13 protein-coding genes are annotated in these 22390 nt (G+C 41.7%); 1 reads left to right on the top strand and 12 read right to left on the bottom strand.

The window, feature by feature from the left end; translation table 11 throughout:
* Positions 1-42 precede the first annotated feature (42 nt).
* Entirely contained in the window at positions 43-753 is a 711-nt protein-coding gene (locus AC1DVJ_RS19385; RefSeq protein WP_477592874.1) for a FadR/GntR family transcriptional regulator, read from the top strand.
* 141 nt (positions 754-894) lie between these two features.
* Here the strand turns inward: AC1DVJ_RS19385 and AC1DVJ_RS19380 are convergent, their stop codons facing one another.
* The 12 genes from AC1DVJ_RS19380 to AC1DVJ_RS19325 form a co-directional block, all read right to left on the bottom strand.
* Entirely contained in the window at positions 895-1998 is a 1104-nt protein-coding gene (locus AC1DVJ_RS19380) for an SGNH/GDSL hydrolase family protein (protein WP_477592873.1), read from the bottom strand.
* Positions 1988-4363, bottom strand: a complete 2376-nt coding sequence (locus tag AC1DVJ_RS19375) for a DUF5703 domain-containing protein (RefSeq protein ID WP_477592872.1) — start codon at positions 4361-4363, stop codon at positions 1988-1990. The genes AC1DVJ_RS19380 and AC1DVJ_RS19375 overlap by 11 nt, the downstream gene beginning before the upstream one ends.
* Positions 4364-4575: 212 nt before the next feature.
* The gene (locus AC1DVJ_RS19370) at positions 4576-9093 is read right to left on the bottom strand and encodes a discoidin domain-containing protein (protein ID WP_477592871.1); all 4518 of its coding nucleotides are present in this window, start codon (positions 9091-9093) and stop codon (positions 4576-4578) included.
* Positions 9094-9232: 139 nt separating this feature from the next.
* A complete protein-coding gene (locus AC1DVJ_RS19365) occupies positions 9233-11014 on the bottom strand; it encodes a glycoside hydrolase family 36 protein (RefSeq protein ID WP_477592870.1) in 1782 nt (593 codons plus the stop codon).
* Positions 11015-11028: 14 nt separating this feature from the next.
* Positions 11029-11904 (bottom strand): carbohydrate ABC transporter permease, encoded by an 876-nt coding sequence (locus AC1DVJ_RS19360; RefSeq protein ID WP_477592869.1) that lies wholly within the window; start codon positions 11902-11904, stop codon positions 11029-11031.
* A gap of 13 nt (positions 11905-11917) precedes the next feature.
* Positions 11918-12811: a carbohydrate ABC transporter permease gene (locus AC1DVJ_RS19355; protein WP_477592868.1), complete on the bottom strand. Its 894-nt coding sequence runs from the start codon at positions 12809-12811 to the stop codon at positions 11918-11920.
* A 78-nt stretch (positions 12812-12889) separates the two neighbouring features.
* A complete protein-coding gene (locus tag AC1DVJ_RS19350; protein WP_477592867.1) occupies positions 12890-14257 on the bottom strand; it encodes an ABC transporter substrate-binding protein in 1368 nt (455 codons plus the stop codon).
* Between the two features lie 108 nt (positions 14258-14365).
* Entirely contained in the window at positions 14366-15949 is a 1584-nt protein-coding gene (locus AC1DVJ_RS19345) for a response regulator (protein WP_477592866.1), read from the bottom strand.
* Positions 15950-15960: 11 nt separating this feature from the next.
* Positions 15961-17769 carry a sensor histidine kinase gene (locus AC1DVJ_RS19340; RefSeq protein ID WP_477592865.1) on the bottom strand — a complete coding sequence of 603 codons (1809 nt, stop codon included), beginning with the start codon at positions 17767-17769 and terminating at the stop codon, positions 15961-15963.
* Between the two features lie 125 nt (positions 17770-17894).
* On the bottom strand, positions 17895-19010 hold the full coding sequence (locus AC1DVJ_RS19335; RefSeq protein WP_477592864.1) for a Ger(x)C family spore germination protein: 1116 nt from the start codon (positions 19008-19010) through the stop codon (positions 17895-17897).
* A gap of 5 nt (positions 19011-19015) precedes the next feature.
* Positions 19016-20104, bottom strand: coding sequence for a GerAB/ArcD/ProY family transporter (locus AC1DVJ_RS19330; protein ID WP_477592863.1), 1089 nt, complete (start codon positions 20102-20104; stop codon positions 19016-19018).
* Positions 20082-21629, bottom strand: a complete 1548-nt coding sequence (locus tag AC1DVJ_RS19325; protein WP_477592862.1) for a spore germination protein — start codon at positions 21627-21629, stop codon at positions 20082-20084. The genes AC1DVJ_RS19330 and AC1DVJ_RS19325 overlap by 23 nt, the downstream gene beginning before the upstream one ends.
* Positions 21630-22390 lie beyond the last annotated feature (761 nt).

Raw genomic sequence — 22390 nt, 5'->3', positions numbered from 1 at the left:
AGTTAGTAAGAATGATTTTCAACATTTGGAGGTCCTACCGAAATGTTAGATATAAAAGCTGTTAAGAAAGTGACAGTTACTGAGCAAATAATGGAGCAAATTGCCAGCATCATTACTTCAGGCCAACTTAAGCCTGGCGATCAGCTCCCTAATGAAAGAGATCTTGCTGAACAATTCCAAGTAACTCGTGGCCGCGTTCGTGAAGCGCTTCGTGCTTTGTCTCTTGTCGGTTTGCTTACCATAAAAGCAGGAGAAGGCAGCTTCGTTAACGAACAACAAGCCCCGTTAACGCCTGAAACGATTACATGGATGTTTTACAGTGAAATTAATAACTTAGATGAGGTGTATGCTGCTCGGAAATTGATCGAATCCGAGGTCTATCTCACAGCTGCGAGTAAAGCAACACAAGCTGAGCAGGACCATCTTGTCCAGATTCTTGATGCACTTGTCCAAGCCAAAAATCAACAGAATCCAGCAGAGTTTCTAGATCTATTAGATCAGTTTGATATCTACATGGGTGAAATCTGTGGTAATCGCATTTATGCCAAATTGATGCAAACTGTTGTTCATCTACGTAGAGAAACAAGTTTGAAGTTATTGAAAGTACCTGGTGCGATCGAAAGCAGCATGGAAATACGTTTAGCTTTAATGCATGCAATTCAGTCCAAGGATAAGAAACTCGTCAAAGATTCGGTTCATGCGTTTTTCGAAAAATCGAAAAAGTTCTACGATAATATTATCGGCAAAGCATAGAACTCAAAACGGCGCTAGTAAAAAAGTGGTTGAGCAGAAAACATTCTGATCAACCACTTTTTGTTTTATATAAGCCACGCTAACTTGACTACTGATTTTGGATCAGAATTCTTAATCCATACAAATGATCAGGTCCTCTCTTCAATTAACCAAAAAGCTAATAATGCGAACAGCATGCCCAGCACTATGGCTATTCTTCTTTTCAGATATTTGAATATTTATCGTATGTTCGCCATGAACTAATTCCGATTCCAGTGTAAAAGCCCATGGGATGTGTAGTTCTTGACTCCAATCAGTAAAAAGATCCAGTTCCCGTTCTTTCTTGTTATCGACAGCATACTGAATAATACCTGCATCAAAGCCAGCTGGAACTAGGATTCCGATGGAACTTCCCCTAAATGTAAATGAAACTGAATCACCAGGATGATTCCCTTCCAATAAAGGAACATCTACAAATTGCGGACGCGTTTCCCCAAAAGCTGGTCTCCAGTTTGGATTCCGCTGAAAACCGTACAGATTCGAAGCTTGATCGACACTTGCATAATGCCCGTATTGATAGCAGAATGGATCAAGTTCGCTTGCCAGAGAAGCTGGGCATTCACTGCCCAAATTCAAATCTTGATTGGATTGGCGCATCCAGCAAGTTTCCAGGACCGATTGAATCGTTTCTGCATAAATGGCATGACCAAAAGGTGCAGRATGCAGGCCTCCGAAGGTCTTCCAATCAAATTCCCCTGCATCTATGCGACCAGTTATCTCTTTTGATAAATCTATAGAAGTCAGCTGATAATAATCAGCAACCTCTTCCATGGTTACTATTTCTGAAGGAGTAATTCCCGAGCGAATATCTTCCATCTTCCAATCATCAACAGAATAAAGTAGAATGATTTCGACATTCTCATTATGACGCAACGCCTGACGAATTATGCCTTCCAGTCCTCTTATCGTTTCTTCCTCCTGYCTGCCGTTTACCCTTTCATTGACGGCAAACTCTACAAACAAGAGATCCACCTTCCCCTTAAAGAAAACATCCTGCCGCATCCTGTGCGATCCAAGAGTTGTATCGGTTGAGCTGATTCCCGCGTTTATAAAATCAATTAAGGTATGCGGAAATCGGTTTTGCAAATAGTCCGATATGATTGTCCGCCATCCATCCATCTCGGTTATAGATCCGCCTAAAAAGGCAACTCTCGCTTGCGGACCATGCTGAAGGGCATGGAAAGATCTGCCACTGTTATTTCGCATCGCTATTTCCCGAATCAATACAAATGATCAGGTCCTCCCTTCTTTCTTCAGGGAAAACATCTAACTTCACAATCATGCCATCTCGATATTCACATTCGACAATGGTTTGACCTGGGGCATGGAATTTGAAGGAAACGTCCCAGTTCTTTGGCCATGCAGGCAGAATCCATATCTTATCATTCTTGATTTGATAAGCCATAAGCTGCAGCGTACTTAGAATATTTGCTCCATGATCGGTATCAGGAACGCAGTCATAGATCGGTCCCCACATGGCTGGAAAACGAAAGCCTGGATTGGTGAGTTGGCAATTATTCTCCAAAACAGTTTGAGCTTCTTCCGTTAACCCGAGAAGTGCCGCGTTCATGCCAATTTGTTGCCATCCTGAATAACTAGCATAATAAGTGCCATTCATCGGGCCTCTCCCCATAATATAAGGGCGATAAGCTTCAGATATCTCAAGTACATAGTGTAAAGAATCGATGGCAACACTTATGTCCGGTTTATTAAGTCCATACAGTTCAAAGGGGTGCACCGCATACATTTCTGGCAACTCGACATTTTGTCTCTTGGTTTCAAATTCGCTAGCTGGAGCTAAGAGCTTCTTCCCTTGGACGGTTTGAGCAGGAAGTTCCGGCGTCATTTTGCGAATGGCATCAAAGTACTTGTAGTCAGATACTTTCTCTTCAGGTAAAGCAAGAATACCATCAAGTACCGCGTGCATACCCGCTACTACTGGCATGCTATTCGTTGTATCCCAATACGTCTCAACGGCATGGATGGGTGATATGACCATGGTGCCATCTTTCCGTTCGGTAAACCTCGTTTCGATATATCGACATAGATCTTTGGCATAAGGTAAAAGCTCATCTCGTAAGAACACTTCATCCGAAGTAAACTCATAATAATCGAGCATCATCTTGATCAACTCAAGACCCGGAGAAATATCTACAGCCCCACCGTGCCGGTTAGCTGAAACGCCAACAGGCAAGTCCTCGCGATCCAGTCCGAATACCCATCCTGGCATTAACCCAAAGCTCGTGTTGATTTCCGTATTGAATTGCCCTTCGGCCTGGCTATACAGGTGAGCCCGTACGCGATTCAAATCCCAGAAACGACGGTAGTAACGAAACAATACCTGCATCATTTCGGTTTCACCGCGAGCAAGCATAGAGTGATACGACAAACGCACATTCTGCCATAAATTCATATGCGTCCATGCCCGTTCATCTGGATTGAATTCTAAATTCGGTTCTTCAGTAGGCATCGTAGTGAAAACCTCAGGGAAGTTATCAAACTTGTCTATGGAATAATGTTGATCTCCCCCCGGCATAACAGTGAATAACGACCCATTAAACATAATGGGAAATTCGCCCCTGCTCGAACAAGCTGACATCCATTTCGTTAGCACATAAGCGCTTGTAACGGCAGAAGGAGCGGTCGTCACATCTTGAAACGGTTCTTTATTCATATCTTGAATCTTTGGATCGACCTGGGCTGAAGCAGGCACATCTCCCTCGACGAAAATCCAGCTTTGCTGCCAATAGTCATTCCACCATTTTGCCGTACGAGATAATGCAGCTAATGCTTCTGGTATCTCTGAATGAATGTCTTCAAGCGCCCTGATCCAATCCTCCGGATGAAGTACTTGCGCACTGTGTGTAGTGATCATTAATTCAAAATTGGTTACTTCATTTACCGTTTCAAGCTGGCCTAGATCCGTTGTAACAGCACCCGGCATACGGATTATTCCGCCAAACGTACGATTTGTAAGTGTATCTGGAATACAATCCAGATGCTCCATAAGCCCCTGCAACGCTGCATGTGCGGGTATGCAAGTTTCACCATTGCGGTGATAGAAGAGTACCTTCTCTCTCTCATTCGTAACGATATCCGCTGACTCAGAAATGTTATATGTAGATCTTTCACTGAGCGGACTATCACTTCCAGATGGTCGAGCCTCGGTGCGCCAAGTTTCATAAGATAAGCTAACTTTAATCGCTGAAGCGAACTCTCCTGTAACATAAATAGTAGGGCTCTCCGCATCAACAAAAATTCGTAAACAAATTTTTTTTTCGCCCTCACCCGCATGAATCTCCATGTTTCCATCACGCAAATGGAGCTCTTGGTGAAACGAATTTCCTTTAAGAAAAGGATTGGGCGATAACCGCACTCGGATTTTTCCAAGTTTGACATTCCGATCAAGTTCAGTTAAAGCATCGGTTCTTGCTATATAAAATTGTAAGTCACCGTCTTGCTCAACCCATACGTTTATCGCAACTTCGCCATTGCCTAGCGGCATCGAGCTACGATCTGTCCGACCTGGTGTGTTCCATTTCACATTATAAGAATCAAGTCGATTTAACATCACGATTAAAACTTCCTTTCGATAACAGGCTATATAAGGATTAATACTGACATTATATAAATTACGCTCCGCTCATCATATACAAGTAAATTTGGTGAAAATGTAGATTTTTTTTGGTTTCTTGAAATTAGAATGGAATCTTTATTGTGCAAAATAAAGCAAACCCGACTTCGTCCTTGCAGACAAAGTCGGGTTCTACGTTTAAAGTGCTGTTATTGATTTATAAAATCGATTGCTTTTAGCAAAAATGTTGCAAAAGTTGTATCAATCGATTTACCGGATTGTGCACGAATATGATTTTCCAAGGCTTTTGGGTTCTCAATCATAGCCAGCAAGCTGTTATATATACCTTTGTTGGTGATCCATCCTTGTGAGTACGCATAATGAACCGCTTCGTCCAAATGGTCGATATCCATCTGTACTTTCAGCAAGTACGTTTCCTCTGTTTCGTTCCCTGCAGCATCAGATGCCTTAACCTTCACCACATGATCTCCAACGCTAAGTGAGAGTGGGCTGAATGTGTACGGTAAACTTACCTGGACACCGTCCAGCTCGAGGGATTCATTACTCACTCCGCTTAATGAATCGGAGATATCAAACATCAAACTTCCGCCATCTGTCCAGTATACATTCGTGGAGACTGTAGGAACGATCTCTGCGATCTCTGGACCTACGGAATCGATTCTAACTATCGTCGATTGTACAGATTCTTTATTCCCGAAATTGTCAACACTGTAGTAATTGATTTGATGTACACCATCTTCGGCTACAACAACAGTTTCCCCTGCTAGGAATGGGCTGTTATCCAGACTGTAGTATGTATGCTGCACCCCGCTGCCCTCATCGCTTGCGGACAATGTCACGATTTGCGCTGTACGTTGCCATTCCATCTTCGCATTGTCTGTTGTTTCTGGCGCAGCCCCAATGTTGATGGATACCGATGCTTCACTCGACTGCGCTTTCCCATCGCTTACACGGTACGTGAACTTATCCGTCCCGGCTAATCCATCATTCGGTGTATAAGTAAACGTTCCTTTCGATGAATCTACAATCGCCACTGTACCTTTCGATCCGTTCGAAACGATACTGTATGTCAATACGTCTCCATCAGCATCACTTGCAGTTAATCCAGCTGTAATAGGCGAATTTTTAAGTACATTAAATTCCGCATTATTTGTTATCGGTACTTGGTTTACAGCCTGAATGTTGCTTCCAAAAACTTTAAATTCATAAATACTTCCACCTTGTGCTTGTGTAGCTGTCAGTGTAATTTTCATATATCGAGCTGTAATTGCCCCTGGATTGGTATCCGTCATTGATGCCTGTGTCGTAAAGCTTCCTGTATGGTCCACATACATGGCGTACGTACTATCATCGGTCGAATACTCGATTTTGTACTTTTCTCCTAAGCCCAAATATTGATAGAATGTCGTGCTTACACTAGAAATCGAATAGTTCGCTCCCAAATCCACCTTCAACCAGGATGGATCTGCGGCTCCGCTAGCTTGTGCCCATCGTGTCGTTGCATTGCCATCTACAGCTTTGGAAGCATCGTAAGCACTCGAATAGATGGAGGAAGCTGTTGCCGTTTTCCCTTGGGAAAGCGGAGCTACAGGGTCACCATACACTGCAAACTCGTAGATGCTGCCTCCCTGCGCTTGTGTAGCTGTAAGTGTAATTTTCACATATCTAGCGGTTATTGATCCCGCATTGGTGTCCGTGTTTGATGCCTGTGTCGTGAAGCTTCCCGTATGGTCAGCATACATGGCGTACGTACTATCGTCGGTTGAATACTCGATTTTGTACTTTTCTCCTAATCCAAGAAATTGATAGAAAGTCGTACTCACACTTGAAATCGAATAGTTTGCTCCCAAATCTACCTTTAACCATGACGGATCTGGTCCACCGCTGACTTGTGCCCATCGTGTTGTTGCATTACCATCCACAGCTTTGGAAGCATCATAAGCACTTGAATAGATGGATGAAGCTGTTGCCGTCTTCCCTTGTGAAATCGGCATTATTGGAATTAAACTGCCATAAACTTTGAACTCATAAAGGCTGCTTCCTTGTGCTTGCGTACCCGTTAATGTGATCCTCATATATCTCGCTGTAATAGGGCCTGCGTTCGTATCTGTTCCTGAATTGTTAAAACTAGCTGTTTTGTCCGCATACATCGCGTAACTAATATCATCTGTTGAATATTCGATTTTATATTTCATTCCAAGTCCTGCAGGCATGTAAAAATTCGTATCCGTACTGGTTATCGAATAATTAGCTCCCAAATCAACCTTTAGCCACTGTGGATCTGCTCCTCCGCTRACTTGTGCCCATCTTGTCGTCGTATCGCCATCCACAGCTTTGGAAGCATTGTATGCACTTGAATAAATCGATGAGGCAGTGGCCGTTTTCCCTTGTGAGATTGGCGTCTCAACTGGAATTATCGTCGGATTTCCATATACGCTGAATTCATTGATACTTGCATCTTGACCTTGCGTATCCGCAAACGTGATTTTCATATATCTGGCTGTAACTGCGACTCTTGAATCTGTGCTTGCTTGCTTGAAGTTATCTATTTTATTGGCATACATGGTGTAATTGGTATCATCGGTTGAATACTCAATTTTGTACTTTACGCCGTTAGTAGAAGGTGTATAAAAATCCGAATTCACACTTGTAATGGAATAATTAGCGCCTAAGTCTACCTTCAACCATGACGGCTGCACCGCTCCACTGGCTTGAGTCCAACGTGTCGACGTACTGCCATCAACAGCCTTGGATGCATCCACTGTGTTAGATGAAGCAGTAGCTGATTTACCTTGAGAAAGCAAGACTGGCGTAACGCTTCCAGGAATTTGGAAATTCGGGATAGGTCCATCTCCAAGCCCCACACCTGCGTTAGCAATAATCGCTTGTGCTGTTGCATCCCAAGCATCATTGACTACTGCCGTATTATTCAATACAACATTATTCAAGGAACCTGTCATATAACTTGCCATTCCTGAACTAAAGTAGTTGTAATATGCCTTATTGTTATTGGCATTCCAGTAGCCCCCACTGCCAACATTCGTATAATACCAGTTATTTGTGCCCGAGTTTTGCTTGCTTAAGACATTGTTCGTATCAAAAAAACCAGATGTGCCATTGTCACGATAGAGAAAAGCGTATTGGTTTTTGTCATCATAGATATAATTGTTATACACAAGGCTGCCTGGTTGACTTCCTAGGGTGTAGATCCCTCCACCATCATTTAACGTATGATTAAAATTACAGATGAGGTTGTGGTCGATTATGTTATTTTTGGCAACCGACGTCCCCAACGTATCAATAAAGCCCCAGCCCCAACCAACCGAGATACCCGAGTATGGCAAATCATATAGTTTATTATGTGTGATGACGGTTCCATCCGTATACCCCACAAAAATACCGATATTCCCCATAAACTCAGCGCCAATTTTAGTAATGGTGTTATTAGATACCACGTTATTCTTAACTATCATTCTCGCATCCGTTGGATGGTGGTCTACAACATCTACACCGCCAATGTTAATCCCATTTCCCGAAATATCCGTAAATAGATTATTGTCAATCTGATTGTCTTGACTGCCGTATTCAAAACTCAAAGCTGCGTTACCCATATGGGTAAAAGTATTGTTTTTGATTACGATATTTTTGGCCGCTTTAAAGGTTACACCTGCCGGCGTCTTATATTGATTTGTACTCCACTGATGCGAAGTATAAGGTGCATTTAGATTACGATACACGACCCCACCTTGAAAATCAGCATAGCTGTTATTCCCACTTGGCTCAAGCCATGTATTGTAGGCGAAGGTAATGCCATCAAACTGAATGTTAGTGACAGGCGAATTTAATGTACCAGCACCATTGATTAATGTTTCAAGATCGGCAGCAACAAAAGTCGAAGTGGACATATTCTCTCCGGCACRCGGCTTATAGTACATGTATCCATCGGTGCGGTTATGGAACCATTCTCCTTCTGCATCCAAGAATTTATAAGCATTTTCAACCCAACTGATACTTCCACGGCTATTACCGTTTATCGTTGCGTCTGTCCAGCCCGGTTCCTTCATAGTTGCAGTACTGCCTGTAATAGAGCTGAAACCAAACCTTTTACCCATCCAACTTTGTTTGTTTACAATTTCAATATCGCTTACATTACCCAAGGTTGCCAAATCACTGTACGCAGCAGGAATGGTAACTCCAGCAGAAGTCATCCCAAATCCTGCACCATTGGCCGTTCTTGCACGGATGGCTCTAACACCATCTACATAAAACTGTCTAGTTTGCTTAGATGTACCGAAATTAGCTCTATAAATTCCTTTTGACGCATCATACAAGGTCCAGCCTGTAATTTCTGTTCCTCCACTGATGATTGGAGCAGTAGCATTATAATTTTTATAAATGACATTGTACCCGTTCGTTCCTGAATCCAACGATGTGAAAGTAAGAGTCGAAGCCAGCCTGTGGGTTCCTCCCATGAGATTCACCACGATATCGCCAGTCATTGCACTGTTAATCGTTCGTACAACAGACTGGGCATGCGCAATGGTTTGATAAGGTTGGGATTCTGTGCCTGGATTACTGTCACTACCCGTTGGCGATACATAATAGGTCGCTTGAACGGCAGCGGATGCGTTTCTAGAAAAGCTCATCAAGTTGATCATGGAGAACAGCATACACAAAACAGATACATAAGCTATACATCGTTTCATCGATCTTCCTCCTAAGATTTGTATTTGAATGTATTCATTGAATAACTCATAACATTTTCACCTCACCCCCCTTTAGATTAACGAGAACAAATAGAGGAAATGTCAGCACTTTCACATTCAAATTACGCAGATAAAACGCCTAAGTACATATCAATAATCTCGCTTCATGCGTTCCAAGTTCAACATTCATTTTCTTACTGTGGTCACCAAGAGACTCGCCGCTCCAGATATCTTCAATCGAGCAATTATTTTTCGTTAACTGAACTTCAAAGCTTCTAGGCTCATCTTCCCAATTAAAAAGGAATAGCAACTCTTTATCCGGCATCTTCACTCTGCCAACCTGAAAACTCAGGTCATCAAATTTCGCAGCTACATTCGTTGACGGCAATAATTTTTTCAGTAAAACCGTTGACTCCTCTGACAAATCAACGATTCTGTCTCCTGAGAGCACCATTCCACCAGTTGCGCAAATAAATGTGGCATGAAAAATGAACTCACGTGGCGTCAGTTCTGATTTGATTTTCACCATGTTTCCGTCAGGTCCTATTTGGTCGAGCTCTAGGTTTTGTAGCAATACGGCATCTGGATCGTTGATCCATAGCTTATTATGCTGCCAATTCCGCCAAAAGTTCTCCTTCGCAACATCGTGAAAATTGTTCCACGAACGAAAAATATCATTAGCAATTCGCATCCCATGTACCAATCCAAGCGAAGGCCACATCGGCGCATTGCAACCAAGTACAAAGCTATCCGAACCCGCTCCYTCGAGAATCGCTTCCATGGCTTCCCGATAGGCTTGAATACTTGTATAGACAGGGTCATAACGCTTACCGAATGGCAGGGCTCCCCACATGTTCGCGTCCAGCTTGAAATACGTGACTCCCCATTCTTTTCTCATGGTACTGAACATATTCAGTAGGAACTCGCGAGCTTCCGGATGGGATCCATCGAGCATATACCAGGGCCCGCTTCTCCAGCCTCCGAAGGAATCTCGATCGGAAGGCAAAGGGTTGCCCTCTTCATCCATAACAAACCAATTCGGATGTTCCATAAACAAAGCTGACTCTTTCTCAGCAATAAAAGGAGCAACCCAAATTGCTGGCTTAAAGCCTTTATTCGTTATTTTGTCGCAAATATGTTTGACATCATTCCCAAATGACGGATGCTTGGTGAACCAGTCACCCATATAGGCTTGATAACCGTCATCAATTTGTATAAATTCCAACGGTAAATCCCGTTCGGAAATCGCTTCCAAATTAGCCTCGACATCTTCCTCCGTGATTCCTGGTCCATAACATGCCCACGAGCACCAACCTGTAGGCGGCCCCGCATAGTTTAACTTGGGATGTCGTCGCTCAAGTTCCACCGCCAGCTCGGAAAGTAATCTCTCCCGATCCATACCTTGAAATACTTGAAATTGTTCCAGTTCTAATCGCTGACCTGGATGTAGGGTTAACCCTTCCAAATCGAGAACAATCTCAATTTGATCCTTATTTAAACGAAATTCCCCTCTAAATCTCCGAGAGGAAACAAAGGCTAACAATATAGTTTCGGATAACGCAGGTGTTAACATCATCATATTATAGGATGTCGAATATCCTTTAACCGTTGGCATTTTATAATGCGTGTGATCATTAAAGCTGCCAAAAAACTTTGGATCGCCGATGGTACCGCCATATTGTGATAATTTACTGTATCCCTCACCGTACATGATTGTATCGGCATCAAGTCCATGTAAACCCGAGAACAGTACGGCTTCTCTTAGTCTTACATTGCTATCACCATTGTTATCAATCGTACTCGTGCATAAATCCCCTTGCCATAAGGTAGAGAGTGATAGCGCATGATCAGATTGATGATCTTTATCAACCAATCTAATTTCTGAATGCATAGTCATTAAACTTGATTTATTTAATTTCATCATTTCACCCCTCCTTACCCTTTAACCGCACCGGACGTCAGTCCTTTTTCTACATACTCCTGCAATAAAACATAAATGATGATCGTTGGAATATTAACGATAATGATCGCAGCACAGAGACCGGCGTAATCTGTTGTAAAAAAACCTGAAAAGTTCATTAATCCTAAAGATAACGTACGCATGGCTTCTTTTTTGATAAAAAGCATGGCAAGAATCAAATCATTCCAGGAAGACAAGAAGCCTAAGATCGCCATCGTAGAAATCGCAGGTTTTGCCAGCGGGAGTATGACTCTGTAGTAAATCGTGCCTAAACCTGCTCCATCCATTATTGCAGCCTCTTCTAATTCAGCTGGCAGCGATTTCATGAATCCGGTGATAACAAAAATCATATACGGAACGCCGCCGGCGATGTAAATGGAGATCAGGAACAAATAGCTGTTCATTTGTAACGAGACGTATATTTGCGCAAGCGGAATCAATACAGCGTGGATCGGGATCATCATTCCCGCAACAAAGAAAAAGAAGATGAACGCAAGCCACCGGCCTTTCAGTCTGCCTAATACAAATGCCGCCATCGTAGAGAATAACAGTCCAAAAGCAACATAAGTCCCACACAAGAATAAGCTGTTAAAAAAGTACGTCCCGATCTTACCTTTTACCCAGGCATTCTTATAATTCTCCCATTGAAATACATGAGGCAAGCCAAAGTAATTAGTAAATATTTCATTGTTCATTTTCAAAGAAGTAATCAGTGTATAAATTAAGGGATAAATAAAAATGAGAGAAGCAATCAGCAAGAAGCCATAAAGAAGGATCTTTCCAGCATCTACATGTCTGATACTTATTTTTTTCTTTCCAACATCTATGTTACTAACATGTATAGTCTCCATTAAGTTCCAGCTCCTAATATTCTAAGGTATCACGCTTCATGACACGATTTGAAATCATTGTAACAATGAATCCTAATAAGAAGATAATCGTGGATATCGTACTCGCTGGTCCAAAACGACCATTGGTAAAGGCTTCGGTAAACATATTGGTGGTCAATACATCGCCAGCGTGATCTATACCTGGCTTGCCATTTGTTAGCACATAAATAATATCAAATGACTTCAGGGATCCAATGAGCAATAAAACAACATTTATTTTCAGAACTTCCCAAATTAAAGGAATCACAACATGCCATAATCTTTGAAAAACATTCGTCCCATCGATTTTTGAAGCCTCAATAATCGACTCTGGAATAGATACAAGTCCTGATAGAAATATAATCATGACAATTCCTACACCCTGCCAACAGCTAACGAGAACGATTATATTTAATACCGTTATCGGATCGACCAGCCAAGCATGTATGAGATCGCCCATTCCCAACTTCATAAGGACCGAATCCACTAATCCGGATTGAGGGTACAAAATAAATTGCCAGAGCAATGAGATAGACGTAGCGGACATGATGACGGGCATAAAAAACGCTGCTTTCATAATGCGAATCCCTTTGATCTTCATATTTAATAACACAGCTAAAAAGAAGCCTAAAGGGATTTGAATAGCAATATTCAGAACCATGAAGTACATGGTATTACGAAAGGGCTTCCAAAACTCCGAGTCCGAAAGGACTTGCTTATAATTTTTCAATCCAACATAGGTCATCTCGACTCCGCCGATGCCATTCCAGCTATGAAAGGACAAGTAAAAGGACTTGCAGATCGGGTAGACTAATAATGCGATATAAAAAAACAGGGCTGGTAATAGAAATAAGGCAATCCGTACATATTGTTTTTGTAATCTTTCCATACTGATGACTTCATCTCCCTCTCTCTATAAAGAATAGGCGTAAAAGTCGATTCACTTCTACGCCTATTAGACTATTCGTTATTTATTCTTCGCAATAGCGTCATCCATTGCCTTTGCAGCATCTTGCGGCGTTGTATGTTTGGTAAATACTTCAAGAGTAATGTCGTAAAACTTAGCGTTTACTGCCTTAACCGGTTCAGGACCAATCGCATCCCCAGCGAACGATTTACCTGTAGACATAGCCTTCGAAACCTCAGCAACTAGTGGGCCCGCTTTCGCTGGGTCAACATCTGCTTTGACAGCGGTAAGGTCATGAGCCGTTTCCTGAATTAATTTGGACGTAGCGGTGCTCGTTAATGCTTTTACCAATTCGATCGCCATATCCTTCTTATGTCCAGTTGCTTTACTTGAGATAGCAAATGCGTCAGATGTACCGCCCATCCAAGTATCCTTGTTAGCTTCCTTGCCTTCAAAATAAGGGAAAGGGAAGAATCCAACTTTATCTTTAAACCCTGCTGGTGCGTCTTTACCTGTCGCTTCACCAATCGTCCAAGAACCTGAATATCTCATTGCTGCTTTCCCAGCATTAAAATCTGCGATTTCACCCGCATACTTTCCACCGATGTAATTTTTACCGAAGGCACCAGCATCTGCAAGGTCTTTTATTTTACTGAATACATCAACAACTTGTGGAGAGTTGTAAGGCAATTTGCGATCAGCCAAATCCTTGGATAATTGGGTACCATTCAATTTATAGGAGATTGCTGTGAATAAATGCTCGGTTCTCCAAGTCTCAGCCCCAAGTGTCCAAGGAGTAACACCTGCACCATTGAGTTTATTAATGACAGCCATTAGCTCATTCCATGTCTTTGGAGGTGTTACACCTGCTTTTTGAAATAACTCTTTGTTGTAATAGAAGCCAGTAGCAAATGCACCAATCGGCGCTGCGTAGTATGCATCTGTACCCAATTTATAATTATCCAATGCCCCCGCGATAAATCCATCTTTCCATTTGGTATCTGCATTTAGGACACTAGTCAAATCTATGATTTTTTTGTTTTTCACATAGTCATTATCCGCAGCTAATCCATAAACTGTGAAAATGTCTGGTAAGTTATCTGATGCAAGATCAACTTTCAGTTTCTGAGAAGGATCTGCAGCGAACTCTTTCTCAACCGTGACTTCTGGATGTTTCTTGATGAATTCGTCAATCGTCTGCGCAACGGCTGGGCCAAATGGATGTTCAGGTGTGTACACGGCAGAAATTCGGAGCGTTACTTTCTCGGCGGGCTTCTCAGTAGCTGCGGCTGTAGCAGCTGCAGCAGTGGCTGCTGGTGCAACTGAAGAAGTTGATTGTGCTTCATCCTTCGTACCACATGCGCTAAGCGCCATGGACATTGCCAATAAAGAACCTACAGCTACGGATACTTGCTTCTTTTTCATCATATTTATTGACCCTCCCTGGTAGTTGTTCCTCTTACAATGTCATTATATAAAGGTCACTACTTTTATTATAGGCATGAAATTTTGGTGGAAATGTTGATTTTTTTTGGTTTACAATCCTTGATTTCGGAATTCTCTCGGTGTCATCCCATAGTTTTTTTTGAACACCGTACTGAAATAACGCTCATCTTCAAAACCCACCAGTGCCGCAATCTGATTAATTTTAATCTCACGGTGCTTCAAATAGTCACAGGCTTTCTTCATACGAATGGAGGTAATGTACGATACAAAGCTCATTCCCGTAACTTCTTTGAATAGATCACTCAGATAAGTTGCATTCATAAATAACTGCCCAGCTAATTGGGTCAAGGAAATTTCTTCATTGTAATGCTTTTGGATATACGCCATCATGTCCCCGATTGCTTTCTTTCCATCCGTACTCGTCTTCTTGTTTAGGGCAAGACTTAGCGTATAGAAATGGTCAGCTAGCGCCCTTTTCATATGATCCAGGTTGTCATATTTTAAAGGATTCGTTTGGAATTCTCTATAAGAAATCGGCAGAGGGGAATGTTCCACATTTTCAATTAACCAACGTTCTCCTAATAACCAGCACATCTCCAAGAGTTGCCGAAGTGCTTTAGGTGTTTGTACATGTGAGAAAGCCCTCTCAATCAACAGGGAAACCGTATCCGTAATGCCAGTTCTATTCGTAAGTATGACTTGATGATAGAGTTCCTTTTCGATTTCCAAAGAATACCCGACATGTCCCTCCAAATCCATGAATAGCGCATATTCTGTTACTAAGACATTTGGTGTAAAGACTGAATAGGTTAAAGCTGTTAACGCCTCCTGGTAGCTGCGCGGTATGCCTTCCGCATGTTCATACAACCTGGAAACACCAGATTGGACGGAGAAAAACTTCAAGCGTTTGACCCACTGAAACACTCGCTCCACATACTGATGTACATGAGTCGCCATCGCATCTTTAAGTAAATAATCATTGTATAAGACTACGTGTACACATTCCTGATGCTGAAAAACGATGCCGCCCAGGTCTTCTCCGAACATGTCCTCCATAAAATTGCTCATGATATAGTAAATCAATGTGATTTCCGCAATGCCTTTATCTTTAATCGTAGTTTCAAAGTTTTGAACTCGAAAAGAAACGCAGGCAAAATGACACTTGTGCAAATCCGTTTGCAAGGATCGCGATAAATTTCTAGTTACATCGTTCCGTCCATCAATGAGATCAATGATTAACTTCTTTTGCATGGATTTCACCAGCATAGCCTGATCAGCATCCGTGGGTTTGGCTGTTTCCTGTTTTTTAGAATGCATGGCCTTATCGAATGCTTCCAGCAAATCATTCTTGACGACCGGCTTTAAGAGATAATCCACCACTTTCAGATGAATGGCCCGCTTCGCGTAATCGAAATCATTATAACCGCTTACAACAATAAAGCTGGCTGAAGGCAATATGGCCAATGCTTTCTCAATGAATGCTAAACCGTCCAAGCCAGGCATTCTAATGTCGGCAAAGATAACGTCAAACTCCGTTTTCTGAACCTTTCTAAGAGCATCCTCCGAATCACCTGCTTCTTGGATCTCTTCAATGAGGTAGGAGGACGCTTCCAACATAGATCTAATTCCTCGTCTCATCCATACCTCGTCATCTATAATCAACACTTTGGGCATGTTACATCACCTCATGAATTTATAATAGGAAGTTTTATTTGGACGGAAGTCCCTGAACCAAGCTTGCTTTGCAGCTTAACACCATAAGTCGATCCAAACCGCAGACGTATCCGGTCATTTACATTCGTGATACCGATTCCTGTGTTTTTTTCATTCGCGGCCATTTCATAATCTCCATTCAATGCAAGTGATAACGCGTGCACTTTCTCCTCTTGGATGCCAACACCATTATCAAACACTTTGATGATCAGGTGATCTGTTTCTTTTTGAACACTTACGATCATCATCCCTTTACCTACCTTGGGCTCCAAGCCATGATAAATAGCATTCTCAACAATCGGCTGCAAAGAAAATTTGATTACCCGATAATTGAGCAGCTCGTCGTCCACTTGAAATACCGCTTCGATGCGGTTTTCGAATCTAATTCTCTGAATGGTCATGTAATTTTTAATATTTTCAATTTCCTCCGATAACGGCACTAATTCTGAACCTGATTTAATGCTATAGCGGAAAATATCACTAACCGCGGTACAGATAAGACTAATCTCGTGCACGCCTTTAATTTCTGCCATACAGCTGATCGAATTGAGTGTATTGTACAAAAAATGCGGATTAATTTGCGATTGTAGCGCCGTTAACTGGGCTTCTTTTTCTTTAATCGAGACTTTATATACCGTATTAATCAGCTCGGATATCTGACCAATCATCTCATTATAAGCATGAACCAACGAGCCTATTTCGTCTTTCGTCTTAATGCCTTCTACCAATTTAAAGTTTTCATTCCCCATGTTCCTCATGGCTTTATATAATTGTTTAATGGGTGAAGTGATCGAAGACGACAAAGCAAACGATATCATCAATAGGATACATAATGAACATATAGAAATGAGTATAACAGCATTTTTAATCGCATCTGTGCTTGGCTTTAATAGTGGATCAATATCTGTTTCCGTAATATACCACCAACCAACTGCCTGTGAATAGAAAGAAGTCACTAATTTACGATGGCCGTCTATTTGGATGACAGTATCGGTCCTATCCTTCGCCAATTCGGATGGCAGCCAATCGGCTTTAAACGGCTCGCCTAACTGATCCTGATCATTACCGTAAACTAACCTTTTGTCACCGTCTAAAATAAAAAAACGATTATTCTCGTTTTGGAGCGGAGAAACGATCTTTTGTAAAGCCTCCAAGTCCAAATCAACGTAAATAACCCCTATTTCTTCTTGCTTGTCCTTGCTCAAGATACTTCGACCTATGGACCATATGTATCGCGGAGATTGCGTGACGTAATAATCAGCTTTATGCGTCGGTATAATCACCCGTTCACCCTTCAGCTMTTTCATTTTCTGAAATGATGGCTGATCAACAAAGGAATAGAACGGCGTAATGTCACTTCTAGATGTCTTATAATATTTATTGTTCGTATCATCAAAAATATAGATGCCTACGATATCGCTCCTTAGTCCGATAAGTACATCCACCGTATTAAAGAGCTTCTCCTCTGCTTCTTGTCTAATAATCCCCACTTTATATTTTAAACTCTGCAGCGTCTGCCTCATTTCAGTCGAATAGTTTGGTGCTTGCGTAATCTTTTCAATCTCATTAATATAGCTTTCAATGTTGGAATTGACGATGCTTGTTGCTTCAAATTTATCTTGCTTTAGAACATTCTCTACCGTTTCAACAGATTTGTTGTAATACAAGTAAGCCGGAAGCAGTATAGCCGGAATGAGAATGACAATATAAGAGAAGATGAGTTTCTTTTTAATCTGATTTCTGAAATCCAAAAATTTTAGGATAGAATACATCCATCTCATAGCTGCTCTCCCAACTTAACCCCAGAATTACTTCTATCATAAATTGTTATTCCACTGCTTGCCATACTAAATATTGTAAAAAGAAAAGCGGATACCGTGATAAACAGGCATCCGCATGTAGTCATTTAGTTGATAATCCCTTTCTTCATAATTTCTACCTGAATCTTAGGAACAAAATGTACTTTTTGATAGTTGCTCTCCCAGTCTTCCTTCTGTTTCTTCCAAATATCGGGGTGGAACGCCCTGAGTTGTCTGCCGATACCTAGTCCATCACAGCGGGCTTTTTGCATTTTTTTTATCGTTTCGTTTATCAAGCGATTCATCTCTTCTGAAAGGAGCTGGTTTAATTGAGCAACCGTTTTTTTATCATCTAAGTGATTTGCCGGATATTCAACGATGCTTATCTTCCATTTTAAATCCAGCATGACCGTAATTTGATCGCCTGATTGAATCCGTATTTTCATCTTGCGCTTCGATTTATTTACACTAAATGTAAGAAACTCATAACCTTCTTGATGATCCTCACTTATTTTTTGGGTGAATCTCACCACTTTCCCCTTCTCGCCCTTCAACAATAAAAACATGGTAGATTCAGGCGTGCTCAATGTCCCTGTAAATTTATGCTTATGAAACATCGCGATTTGCCCAGCGTCCACTCGTTCCCCTTTTTTCATGAGGTATGGAAGAACAAAGTCTTCTCCAGGGTCCATGATCACAGGATAGATCCTTTCTACGGTCACCTTGGGAGCTTTTGTAGTCATTTCATTGCTCTTTATTAATTCATCAATTTCTTCCGCAATTAAGACATTACCTACTTTACCAAGGGAAAGTACGTCTGTCGCCTTCCCTTGCGCCACTGCGATCCTCGCATTTAAAGCGCTCTTGGGGTCGCGGTAAACCGTATCAAGGATTGGATAAATATCTTGCTTTGCTTGTTCCTCTCCTATGAGAATGATCCGATTTCTGTAAGCTCGAAGAAAACGGGATATCTTCTCATCTGCATGATCGCGGGCTTCCAATGTCGTATTGCCGGTCGAATAAATAATATCGTTTTTAGGACTCTGTTGTTCGCTAGAAGGCATTTCCCGTATGACCAAGGTGAATAGAAGCTTTCCATTCGGTGCGAGATCGAACCCCGCTCCATAAAGCAAACGGGCATTCTTTAAAAGATCTTGATCCCAACACCCGGTCATCAATAAAAGGATACAAATAACCGCCATTGTAGAGAAGCACTTTTTCATCCTGATTATACTCTCCTTGTTCTTGTAAGATATGAGAAGATGAGCAGGATCAGAGGAAGTCCAACCACAAGTGTATAATGAGAAAACTTAATCATTCGATCGAAAAGGTCTTTGATTGAAGGATCCTGAGCAATCATAGCCAGGATAAAAATAATGAGCGCGGCATAGGGGACTGCCTTTTTATGTTTACCCTGGTGAAAGAGACGACCTAATCCCATTGTTGCCATATATATCTGAGAGACAATCACAGTGCTCACAACAAAAACCCATAAAGATAAAAAGATTAAATCGATTCGTTGAATGATCTGGAAAGAAAATCCTTTCAGCATATAGAGGAGAGGTTCCAAAATCGCGGGMATAACCGCTGGGCTGAAAATGACTAAACTCGTAAACACCTCGAATGTGTAAAAAAGGGTAATCACCAGATTCCCTAACGATGCAGCTTTTAATTTCCCGCCGCTTTTCCCTTCTACAAAAGGATAAATCACCAATATCACTTCATACCCGACTAAAGGCAACAACGCCTCATTCGCAGCTCCGAATATTCCCACCCACCCTTCTTCCATTATAGGAAATATATAGTCGATGTTCATTTTGACATAACCTATCAAGGAAAGTAGTACCATTACAATGATCGATAATGAAGAAATGACAAACAATCTGGCTATCACTCGAAGATTTTCCTTAGCCAAATACATACAGGTGAGGATGGTGAGAATTAATAATGCCCATCTTGGCGTACTTTGGAGAACCCATTTCCCTATGATATCGGCAAAATTGGATAAAACTATTCCCGCTGAAAACAGAAAATAGCCAATATAAACAAGGCCAAGCAGATTCCCAACAAGTTTACCAGTGATTTTCGGCAAGAAGCTATATATCGTATCGGAAGGAAACCGTCTGCAAAGAGCCCATAGAATCAATAGAATCACTTGTACGGCAAGCCCGGCGATTAAAGTTGAAATCCACCCGCCTCCCTTAGCTATAGCCTGCATTTTATGAGGAAGAGATAAAACCCCTACCCCCATCTGAGACTGGATGACAAAAAACATGAACTGCCCCTGAGTAATTCTACTCTTTTCTGGAATCATCATGTTCCCAACCCCTTGATTTTTTTGCCTTATTTAACTTTCTGGGATGAGCGTCATGGGGGCGCTGATACATGCTCCAGATTGGAAAACGTGTTAAGGCATCCTTCAAATCTCTAATTCGAAGCGGCATAACAGGCGCGAAATAAGCTGTGCCAAAGCATTCTAATTTACACAAGTGGATTAAGATGATAAGAAGGCCAAACGTGATACCGATCAAACCGAACATTGCGGCCAGAATCATGAGAGGGAAGCTCAGTATGCGAGTCGCCGTACTTATTTCACTAGACGGGGCTACAAACGACGAAATAGCGGTTAAGGCGACAACGATTACCATGGGATAGGAAACCAATCCGGCCCGTACGATAGCTTCACCGATGACCAAGCCGCCAACAATACCTACGGTTTGACCGACTCGGCTCGGTAAACGAATCCCTGCTTCACGTAGTATCTCTAAGGCGATCTGCATAATTAGAGCCTCCACGATTGGTGGAAACGGTATCCCGTCAATACTGCTTTTTACGGTATAAATCAAATTTGTTGGAAGAATTTCAGGATGGAAGCCAATAATCGCAATATATAAAGCAGGTACTAGCGATGCTATGAAAAAGCTCCCCAAACGAATCAATCGAACGAACGATCCGACAATCCACCTGCTGTGATAGTCATCCGGGCTTTGATAAAAGGCAAAGAAAGTCACCGGCACAATGAGCGCGGTCGGGTCTCCATCCGATAAAATAACAACACGGCCTTCCATGAGATGGGCTACAGCCCGATCCGGTCTTTCCGTAAATAAGATTTGTGGAAAGAGTGAAAATGAGTTGTCTTCAATCCATTCGGCAATGAATCCAGGTGAGATAACGGTGTCCATCGCAATGGAACTGAGTCTGTGATCCGCTTCTTGGACCAGATCTGGATTCGCCAGATCCTGCATATAGAGAAGAGCCAATTTTGTTCTGGTTGCACTCCCGACCTTGTAATAACGAACGACCAGGTTTGGATTTTCAATGCGCTTTCGAACCAAATAAAGATTCGTGATGAGGTTCTCTATAAAGCCATCATGTGCACCGCGAACGACCCCTTCGTTCACTGGCTCGGATATACTTCGTATATAAACTGCTTTTACATCGACATAAAAAAATTCTACGAAACCTTCAAATAACAATATACAATTCCCTTGAACTAGGGCATTCGGAACCTCATTGAGATCCGTTTCCTTCGTAACCTCTATCGAAGTAATGAGTTCATCCACGTTTCCTTCTTTTATTTCTTCTATGGGCTTAATGATTTCTTCTTGAATCCTCTGTTGGTCAGATAGGGATTCCAAAAAGACGATTAAACCCTCTAATTGATTAAACCTAATGCTCCGCCACTTCAGATCACTTGAATGAAACAACTGGTTCTGAATGTATGCCATATTTTCTTGCAAAGTAGGGTAAACTTTCGTTTTCAAAAGTGGTTTTTTTTCTTCACTTTCCTTCGAAACACTTTTACTTAAAAGATTCCTCAACTCTGCTCCACCTACATTCATTCCAATTTATATTAATTTACCCATTATTATCAACGTTATCCAACGAAGTCAATCAACTCTTTTAATTGAAAAATACCCTCTTTTCAGTGCGAATGGCCTGAAAAGAGGGTATGGGGCATTGGAATCCTAATTACATTCTTTCAATCAACCAATAAAATGCCATCAGAAAAATAAGGCAAGACGTTGAAATCATCATTTTACGATACCACGGGAACATATATGTGGTGTTGCTCGTAAGCGTCAAACAGCCCCCACCTTGTCTTCAAGTTGAGGGCTGTTTGACGCTTACTTTTGTCCAGTTCGGTATCCTTATACTTTTATCCCAACGACAAACGCAGTTGTGTGAGGATTTGGTTAAGGTCAAATACTTGGATGAGACGGTCTTCTTTCTTATAAATGCTTTGAATGCCCTTAAAATGATTTTTTCTCACTTGAGGTCTCCACAACCCTCTCGTATTCATGAACTGTAACGATTTGCGTAAGGGAATTAACAGAGATTCCGTAGGATTGATCATTATCCCGAACAATCAGCACACGTGAGTAATGAGAATCTGGATATTCGGAAAGTCCCAAGCTGACATTGGTCCAAGCAACACCAACGTCAGCTTGTTTTAAATTGTAGAAATTGTTTGGTCTACAAGTTATTGACTCTTCAGTTTTTCGATGGAAAGCCTTATTTTTCATTTTCCAAAACAAGGGTCTTCATTCCCATATAGGTATACTGATCATGAACGCGGCAACCATAATTTCTTTGTTTACGA

Source organism: Paenibacillus sp. P4_A9 (genome assembly GCF_056402415.1).
This window is presented reverse-complemented; position numbering and strand designations above follow the sequence as displayed.

What these genes read in the sequence shown, in the direction of transcription:
- AC1DVJ_RS19385 (WP_477592874.1), top strand. Translation starts at nt 43, where the DNA reads ATGTTAGATATAAAAGCTGTTAAGAAAGTGACAGTTACTGAGCAAATA.
- AC1DVJ_RS19335 (WP_477592864.1), bottom strand. Translation starts at nt 19,010, where the DNA reads ATGAAAAAGTGCTTCTCTACAATGGCGGTTATTTGTATCCTTTTATTG.
- AC1DVJ_RS19360 (WP_477592869.1), bottom strand. Translation starts at nt 11,904, where the DNA reads ATGGAGACTATACATGTTAGTAACATAGATGTTGGAAAGAAAAAAATA.
- AC1DVJ_RS19345 (WP_477592866.1), bottom strand. Translation starts at nt 15,949, where the DNA reads ATGCCCAAAGTGTTGATTATAGATGACGAGGTATGGATGAGACGAGGA.
- AC1DVJ_RS19375 (WP_477592872.1), bottom strand. Translation starts at nt 4,363, where the DNA reads ATGTTAAATCGACTTGATTCTTATAATGTGAAATGGAACACACCAGGT.
- AC1DVJ_RS19355 (WP_477592868.1), bottom strand. Translation starts at nt 12,811, where the DNA reads ATGGAAAGATTACAAAAACAATATGTACGGATTGCCTTATTTCTATTA.
- AC1DVJ_RS19350 (WP_477592867.1), bottom strand. Translation starts at nt 14,257, where the DNA reads ATGATGAAAAAGAAGCAAGTATCCGTAGCTGTAGGTTCTTTATTGGCA.
- AC1DVJ_RS19325 (WP_477592862.1), bottom strand. Translation starts at nt 21,629, where the DNA reads ATGAATGTAGGTGGAGCAGAGTTGAGGAATCTTTTAAGTAAAAGTGTT.